Origin of the sequence: Franzmannia pantelleriensis (genome assembly GCF_900102875.1) — a bacterium.
Lineage (GTDB): Bacteria > Pseudomonadota > Gammaproteobacteria > Pseudomonadales > Halomonadaceae > Franzmannia > Franzmannia pantelleriensis.
The window spans coordinates 78200-85034 of the sequence record NZ_FNGH01000017.1 but is presented as its reverse complement, the minus strand read 5'-3'; the positions used below and the strand labels follow the sequence as shown (position 1 = coordinate 85034).

The window sequence follows — 6835 nt, the reverse complement described above, 5'->3', positions numbered from 1 at the left end:
GGCCTTGCGCCTCCTGAAGGGCCCAGCGAGACTAGCTGGTTGATAGGCACGGTGTGGAAGCACAGCAATGTGTTGAGCTAACGTGTACTAATGGCCCGTGAGGCTTGACCATATAACCCCAAGGGGTCTGTGGATTACGACGCAGTTGCGGATGCGTTGAGACGTATCGTTGGCATGATTCCTTCGTTTTTCGCCTGACGACCATAGCGTGCGGGAACCACCTGATCCCATGCCGAACTCAGCAGTGAAACCGCTCAGCGCCGATGGTAGTGTGGGGTCTCCCCATGCGAGAGTAGGTCATCGTCAGGCACTTATTTAGAAGCCCCGGCCATTGGTCGGGGCTTCGCCGTTTGAGGGTCTCCCATGGAGAGTAGCGGAGCGCCGCCCGGGTCGTCAGGCACTTATTCCGAAAAAACCCCGAGCATCCAGTGCTTGGGGTTTTTTCATGGGCATGGGGAAACCCGCTCTTTATACGTGGGGCCGCTTCGCGGGCCGGCCCCTCGCCGGCTCGGGGCGTTCGACCGCCCTCGCGGCGGTGCCGCGAAGGGCCGGGCGGTCTCACCCGCATGCGACCCGTTTGTCGGGAACAAACGGGAACCGCTTCAGCGGGCCCGAAGGGCGAGTCTCAGGATGAGACGAGTCGAGTATCGGGAGGCCGCCCCGATCATCGTCAGGCACTTATCCCAAAACCCCAGCTTCGTAAGAGGCTGGGGTTTTTTCATTTCAGGCGTTTTATGCAAGGTGCTTGAGGGGCGGCTAGCGGCCGGCTAGACTGCCTGCCTTCAACAGGAGGTAATCGTGATTCCCCAGCACTTGTTGCTCTACTGTCGCCCCGGCTTCGAGTCGGATTTGTGCGCTGAGATTCAGGATAAAGCGGCGCTGGCGGGCTGGGCAGGCCACGCCGAGGCCACGCCGGATAGCGGCTTTGTGCGCTTCGTGGTGGCCGGCGATGAGGCGATCAATGGGCTGCATCGCGATGTACCGCTCAGCTCGCTGGTCTTTGCCCGCCAGAGCCTGGTAGCGCTTGCGCCTCTGACGCAAATGCCGCGCGAAGACCGCCTGACGCCGATCGTTGAACAAGTGGTGGCGAGTGGCTGGAGCTTCGAATCGCTGTGGCAGGAAACTCCGGATACCAACGACGGCAAGGCCCTGAGTGGATTGGCCAAGGCACTGGCACGGCCGTTGGAATCGGTACTGAAGAAACGCGGTGCCCTACGCCGTAAGGCTGGAGGGCGGCGCCTGCACCTGTGGTGGACGGCCGGTGACAGCGTGCAGCTGGGGATGAGCTTCCCCAATAACCGCAGCGAACATCCCGGCGGCATTCTGCGGCTGCGCTCACCCCGAGAAGCGCCAAGCCGCTCGACCCTGAAACTCGAGGAGGCGTGGCACGTCTTCGTGCCGCGCGATGAGTGGGGGGCGCGCCTCAACGACAGCATGCAGGCAGCGGATCTTGGTGCGGCCCCCGGGGGCTGGACCTATCAGCTCGTGCGCAAGGGCATGTACGTCTATGCCATCGACAATGGCCCCATGGATAAGGCACTGATGGCCACTGGCCAGGTCGAGCATCTGCGTGAGGATGGCTTCCTGTGGGAGCCGCCCAATCGTCTCGACTGGCTGGTCTGCGATATTGTCGACAAGCCGGTGCGGGTGACCGAAATGGTCGAGCGCTGGCTGGTGCGACGCTGGTGTCGGGAGGCGGTGTTCAACCTCAAGTTGCCAATGAAGCAGCGCTGGGCGGAAGTACAACGCTGCCTCGAGGGATTGGCCACCTCGCTCGAGGAGGCCAGGGTGACGGCTGAGATTCGCTGCCGACAGCTGTATCATGACCGGGAAGAGGTCACGGTGCATGTGCGGCTGATCGACTGAGTCGCTCAGCGATGCTCGTATACGCGAATATGCTCTTCGTCGGCAAGGAGCGGCTTGACGCGCTGCATGACACGCTCGCGCTCGCTGCTGTGAAGCCAGTCCTTCCAGGCGCTGAGGTCGCGCCACTGGGTGATCAGCAGGCGACGTTCAGGGTGATGGCGCTCGCACAGGCTTTCACCGGCGATAAAGCCGCGCGCACTAACCGATGCCCGCATGGCTTCTCTGGCCGCCTGCTCGTACTCCTCTTCGAGGCCGGGCATGATGCGGCGCTCGATGACGATCTTGATCATGTGACTACTCCATTCACCTGCTGACTCATCTACCCAAGAGGATACGAGAACGACCATGGCCGACCAAGTCGACGATCTTCCTAGCCACGACGTGGAGCTGGATACTACCGGCCTCTATTGCCCCGAGCCGATCATGATGATGCACAGCCGCGTGCGAGACATGCAGGCGGGCCAGGTTCTCAAGGTGATCGCCAGCGACCCTGCGACCACCCGCGACATCCCGAAGTTCTGTAGCTTCCTTGGCCACGAACTGCTTAACCAGCGCGAACAGGATGGCGGCTATCTGTACTTCGTACGTCTCGGCTAGGTGGCTCTGGTACTGATCACTCAACGTGCCACCATCAGCGCCAGGGCTTCGAGGGTCATGGGATCCTCGTCCTTGATGCGATTGGCGATGGCGCGCTGAAAGAAATACACCACCCGATGGCGACTGTGGCCAGGATAGAGGCAGGCGTCACCGGCTAGTACCGGGGTCGACTCGACCTTGCTCTCGTCGACCAGCAGCGCTTCGACTTGCCCATCACTGTAGAGCCGCCAGCCGAATACCTGCTTGAGCTGCCACGGCTGGCCTTCAGCATCCATGCACAGGGCATGAGTACCGAGGGTGTCCGGCAACTGCTGGATCAGCGTTGATGCATCGGTCTCTTCGTAGTCGAAATAGGCGGCAGCATGTTCGAGTTCGAAGAGCTTATGCTCCGGTGGGGCGGTAAAGATTTCTTCGGTCTCGGGATCGCGATAGCCGACGAAGTGCCCGTACTCGGGATCGTCCAGTTCATGGCAGGGCGTCAACGACTCCATCCACGGCACCAGGCCGACGACCTCGCCATCTTCTCGCAGGCCCCAGGCCAGTAGCGGCATGCCATACAGCGTGTCCGGGTCGGAGGAGAGATGATAGAGCATCTCCAGGCCATCCAGTTCGGGCGCCAGGCGCACCAGCCGACGCTTGGCGTGCAGCCGTTTTCGCATGACCTCCAGATCGATGATCTGGGCAGGGCGGGGGGACAGTGGGATTCCCATGATTACCCTCCTTGAGCGCGTTGTAACGGCAGTGGAACGGCCTGAATTCACTATTAGCACAGTCACGCGAGTAAAGTTAACCCCGTTGGCCATCTTCTTGACGTTGCTGGGTCAACGCACACTGCGTCGACCAGCGTTCGAGCAGTGCCCGGTGGGCTTCCAGGGCCCGGCTGAAACGGGGCCAAGGGGCTGTCGCATCGCCGTTGTCGGCGCTGGTGGCCAGCCACGTCTGTCGGTACTGCTCCGGTGCCGAGCGCGACACGGGATGGGCATCGAACACGGCATTTACCGCCTCCAGCCAGCGCTCTCCCTGGGCTTCGAGGTGCATCAGGTAGTCGTTGGTGTCACGACGCAGTGCACTGCTGTCGAAGTCGTCGAGTCGCCGACAGTTCGCGGGCTGCTCCAGGGCTGTAGCCAGGGTGCGATTGCTTTCTTCGAGGCGTTGGCTGGCAAGCATCAGGCTGCGCAGAACGCGTGCGGTGAGGGGTTCGCGACTCAGCACCTGAAGGTGGTCTGCGAGGGTCGAGCCGTCGGGCTGCCAAGCAGGGTCGAACTGATGGGTAACCGCCTCGTGTAGGTAGTCGAGCGCCGCCAGATGGGCGTCGAAATCAATCTGTGACGCGACCGGCAGTGGCTGGCTGGCCCGTGAAAAGCTACCCACCCATTCGCTGGAGCCGAAGAGGGCATTCCAGCTCGCCCATGGCAGATGCTCGGTCTTGGTGGTGGTGATGCGTTCAAGGCGCTGGCGATCGCTTTCGGCGAGGGCGTCCGGTACTTCTGACCGCCAGCAGGCATCGAGGCGTCGCCACAGTTCCAATTCATACAACCAGCGCTGACTGGGCACGGCGACGCGGCCTAGTTGGTTGTTGCGCTCGGCCACCAGCGACGTTATCTGGCACTCGCGCAGGGCGTAGACGTTAAGCAGACTTTCGCGCAGCTCGGGAATGTCGAACAGGCGCTGGTCCTGGTCGGGGAAGGCACCGATGTTTGCTGGCGGCTGGGGTTCCGGTGCGCTGACGGCCAGTGATTCGGCGAGCTGCTGTTGATAGTCGCTGAGCAGGTCATCGGCCTCACTCCCGCCGCAACCGACGAGCAGCACGCACAGCGCTGCAAAGCACCCGTCACGTGCGTGACGTAAAACGTCAGCTACGAGGAATCTGCCATCGTCCATCTTTCACCGCCTTGCTGATCCGATCCAGACGCAGCCCCAGCAGCACTGCCGCTACCGTCAGCCCGACCACCAGGCCAATCCAGTAGCCGTAGATGCCCAATGGGTCGAGCCAGTTGCCGAGGCCGCGGGTACCCAGCCAATGACCGCCCAGCAGACCCACTAGCCAATACGACACCAGGGTGATGGCCATGATGATGCGAGTGTCCTTGTAACCACGAAGTGCGCCGGCCATGTTGATCTGAAGCGCATCGGACACCTGATAGATCATTGCCAGCACGATCAACGACAGCGCCAACTGCTGGACCTCGACATTGTGAGTGTAAAGCGCGATCACGGGTTCCGAGGCAAACCACAGAATCAGGTTATTGATGCCGGCGATGAGGATACACACGGCGATGCCGTTCCAGGTCACGAAACGTGCCTGCTTGGGTTTTCCCGCGCCGAGAGTGTTGCCGACGCGCACGGTCAGTGCCATGCCCAGCGACAGCGGGAGCATGAACAGGATAGAGGTGAAGTTGAGTGCCACCTGATGACCGGCCACGACGACTTCGCCGAAGCTGGCGATAAATAGCGCGATCAGCGTGAACAGGGTGACCTCGACGAAGATCGCCACGCCGATCGGCACCCCGACGTAGAGAAGTTCGCCAATCATCCTTCGGCGTGGCGGCGTTGGAGAGTGCCACAACGTCACCGGTGCATAGGCGCGTGAACGGCGGGTGTATAGCACCATGGCCAGACTCATCACCCACATCGATAGCGCGGTGGCGATGCCGCAGCCCAGCGCACCCAGTGCCGGGATATCGGCCAGTGGTCCCACCAGGCCAGGGCCGAACAGCGCCACCAGGCCGTCACCACCGTAGATCAGCAGGTAATTGGCGGGCACGTTGACGCCTAACCCGACCAGGCTGATCCATAGCGAAGGGCGGGTATGGTTCATGCCGTCGGAGAAGGCCCGTAGTGCCTGGAACAGTGCTACCCCGGGCATGCCGAAAGCGACTGCCGAGAGATAGGCGGCAGATAGCTCGGCGACGTGCTCGGGGACGTTCATCAGCCGGAAGATGGGCATTACCGTGAACCACAGCAGCAGCCCGGCGACCAGGCCGAGTACCAGCGCTACCCACAGCGCCTGGTGGACATTGGGACGAATGCGCTCGATGTTGCCGCCGCCCAGCAGTTGCGCGACGATCGGCGTCAGTCCCATCAGGGTGCCGGTCATGAACAACATTAGCGGCATCCATAGGCTCGACCCCACCGAGACTGCAGCAAGATCGGCGGCGCTCAGGCGGCCGGTCATCATCACATCGGTAACGCCCATGCCGGCCTGGGCCAGCTGGGCGCCGCAGATGGGGAGCGCCAGGCGCATTAGCAGGCGGGTTTCGGTACGTGAGCGAGCCAGCAGTGAGGAACGGAACAGCGCCAAGGGTGACACTCCTTCTCGAAGGGCCGGGTACCCATCCTGGTACCCGCATGCAGTCTGACGGTTTGGTCAGGTTTTGAACCGAGGCAAATAGTCTAGCAAGTCGCAGGGATTTTCGCCTGCTTGGCAGGGCTTTATACTGACAACTCCGAATTCCCGAGCGGAGAGACGCGTGACCCACCGGTTGGACGATATCATTGCCCTGTTCGACGGGCTGTTCATGCCCGGCTACCGCACCCGGCTGGTACGCGGCGGCGATGAGCCTCTTTATCTGCCGGCGGATGAGCGCTGCGATTACCACCGGGTGATCTTCGCACGCGGCTTCTATGCCAGCGCGCTGCACGAAATCAGCCACTGGTGTATTGCCGGGGCGCGGCGTCGTCAGCTCGAGGATTATGGCTACTGGTACCTGCCTGACGGTCGTGATGCCGCACAGCAGCGCGCCTTCGAGAATGCTGAGGTGGCGCCCCAGGCGCTGGAACTGTTGCTCGCCGAGGCCTGCGGGCATGCGTTCAACGTCAGCGTTGATAATCTCGGCGAAGTGAAGGTCGACCGCGATGCCTTCCGGCAGCGCGTCGAGGCGCGCGCCGCGCGCTACCGGGAGGAGGGCTTGCCGCCGCGAGCGGCGGCGTTGGCAGCCGCGCTGAGGGCGTATTATCACCAGGGGTACTCGCGTGAGGGGGCCATCGAGTTGGGCTTCACATATGCACCACTCCCAGCGTAGGAGCGACGTCAGTCGCGATGCAGCGCGCAGCGCTGCCTGACCAGATCCACTCCATCGAGACTGAAGTCTCTCCCACATTGGCCTTGGTGCCATCACTCTAGTGGGAGCGAATTCAGTCGCGATGCAGCGCGCAGCGCTGCCTGACCAGATCCACCCCATCGAGACTGAAGTCTCTCCCACATTGGCCTTGGCACCATCACTCTTGTTGGAGCGAATTCAGTCGCGATTGCAGCGCGCAGCGCTGCCGGGTCAGATCAACTCCATCGAGACTAAAGTCTCTCCCACATTGGCCTTGGTGCCATCACTCTTGTGGGAGCGAATTCATTCGCGATGCAGCGCGCAGCGCTGCC

Annotated in this window: 7 protein-coding genes and 2 rRNA genes; 5 read left to right on the top strand and 4 right to left on the bottom strand. The window is 62.1% G+C overall.

Annotated elements, in window-relative coordinates:
- The 3 genes from BLT16_RS18515 to rlmM all read left to right on the top strand — a co-directional run.
- Positions 1–112: ribosomal RNA gene (locus BLT16_RS18515) — 23S ribosomal RNA — on the top strand; the annotation flags it as partial.
- 81 nt (positions 113–193) lie between these two features.
- Positions 194–309: ribosomal RNA gene (gene rrf, locus BLT16_RS18510) — 5S ribosomal RNA — on the top strand.
- A 489-nt stretch (positions 310–798) separates the two neighbouring features.
- A complete protein-coding gene (gene rlmM, locus BLT16_RS18505) occupies positions 799–1866 on the top strand; it encodes a 23S rRNA (cytidine(2498)-2'-O)-methyltransferase RlmM (RefSeq protein WP_089660274.1) in 1068 nt (355 codons plus the stop codon).
- Between the two features lie 5 nt (positions 1867–1871).
- Here rlmM and BLT16_RS18500 read toward each other — a convergent pair whose 3' ends face one another.
- Positions 1872–2156, bottom strand: coding sequence for an antibiotic biosynthesis monooxygenase family protein (locus tag BLT16_RS18500; protein WP_076747345.1), 285 nt, complete (start codon positions 2154–2156; stop codon positions 1872–1874).
- Positions 2157–2211: 55 nt separating this feature from the next.
- On the opposite strand from BLT16_RS18500, the gene tusA reads away from it, so the two are divergent.
- Positions 2212–2463 (top strand): sulfurtransferase TusA, encoded by a 252-nt coding sequence (gene tusA / locus BLT16_RS18495; protein WP_089660272.1) that lies wholly within the window; start codon positions 2212–2214, stop codon positions 2461–2463.
- 20 nt (positions 2464–2483) lie between these two features.
- Here the strand turns inward: tusA and BLT16_RS18490 are convergent, their stop codons facing one another.
- The 3 genes from BLT16_RS18490 to BLT16_RS18480 form a co-directional block, all read right to left on the bottom strand.
- Positions 2484–3173, bottom strand: a complete 690-nt coding sequence (locus tag BLT16_RS18490; RefSeq protein ID WP_089660270.1) for a hypothetical protein — start codon at positions 3171–3173, stop codon at positions 2484–2486.
- Positions 3174–3249: 76 nt separating this feature from the next.
- The gene (locus tag BLT16_RS18485) at positions 3250–4272 is read right to left on the bottom strand and encodes a DUF3080 family protein (protein ID WP_245701765.1); all 1023 of its coding nucleotides are present in this window, start codon (positions 4270–4272) and stop codon (positions 3250–3252) included.
- 43 nt (positions 4273–4315) lie between these two features.
- A complete protein-coding gene (locus BLT16_RS18480; RefSeq protein WP_422717940.1) occupies positions 4316–5764 on the bottom strand; it encodes an MATE family efflux transporter in 1449 nt (482 codons plus the stop codon).
- A gap of 169 nt (positions 5765–5933) precedes the next feature.
- On the opposite strand from BLT16_RS18480, the gene BLT16_RS18475 reads away from it, so the two are divergent.
- Positions 5934–6485 (top strand): elongation factor P hydroxylase, encoded by a 552-nt coding sequence (locus BLT16_RS18475; protein ID WP_089660269.1) that lies wholly within the window; start codon positions 5934–5936, stop codon positions 6483–6485.
- Positions 6486–6835: the final 350 nt, after the last annotated feature.

Excerpts from the sequence above, each read along its gene's own strand:
- BLT16_RS18500 (WP_076747345.1), bottom strand. The coding sequence starts at position 2,156 with ATGATCAAGATCGTCATCGAGCGCCGCATCATGCCCGGCCTCGAAGAG.
- tusA (WP_089660272.1), top strand. The coding sequence starts at position 2,212 with ATGGCCGACCAAGTCGACGATCTTCCTAGCCACGACGTGGAGCTGGAT.
- BLT16_RS18490 (WP_089660270.1), bottom strand. The coding sequence starts at position 3,173 with ATGGGAATCCCACTGTCCCCCCGCCCTGCCCAGATCATCGATCTGGAG.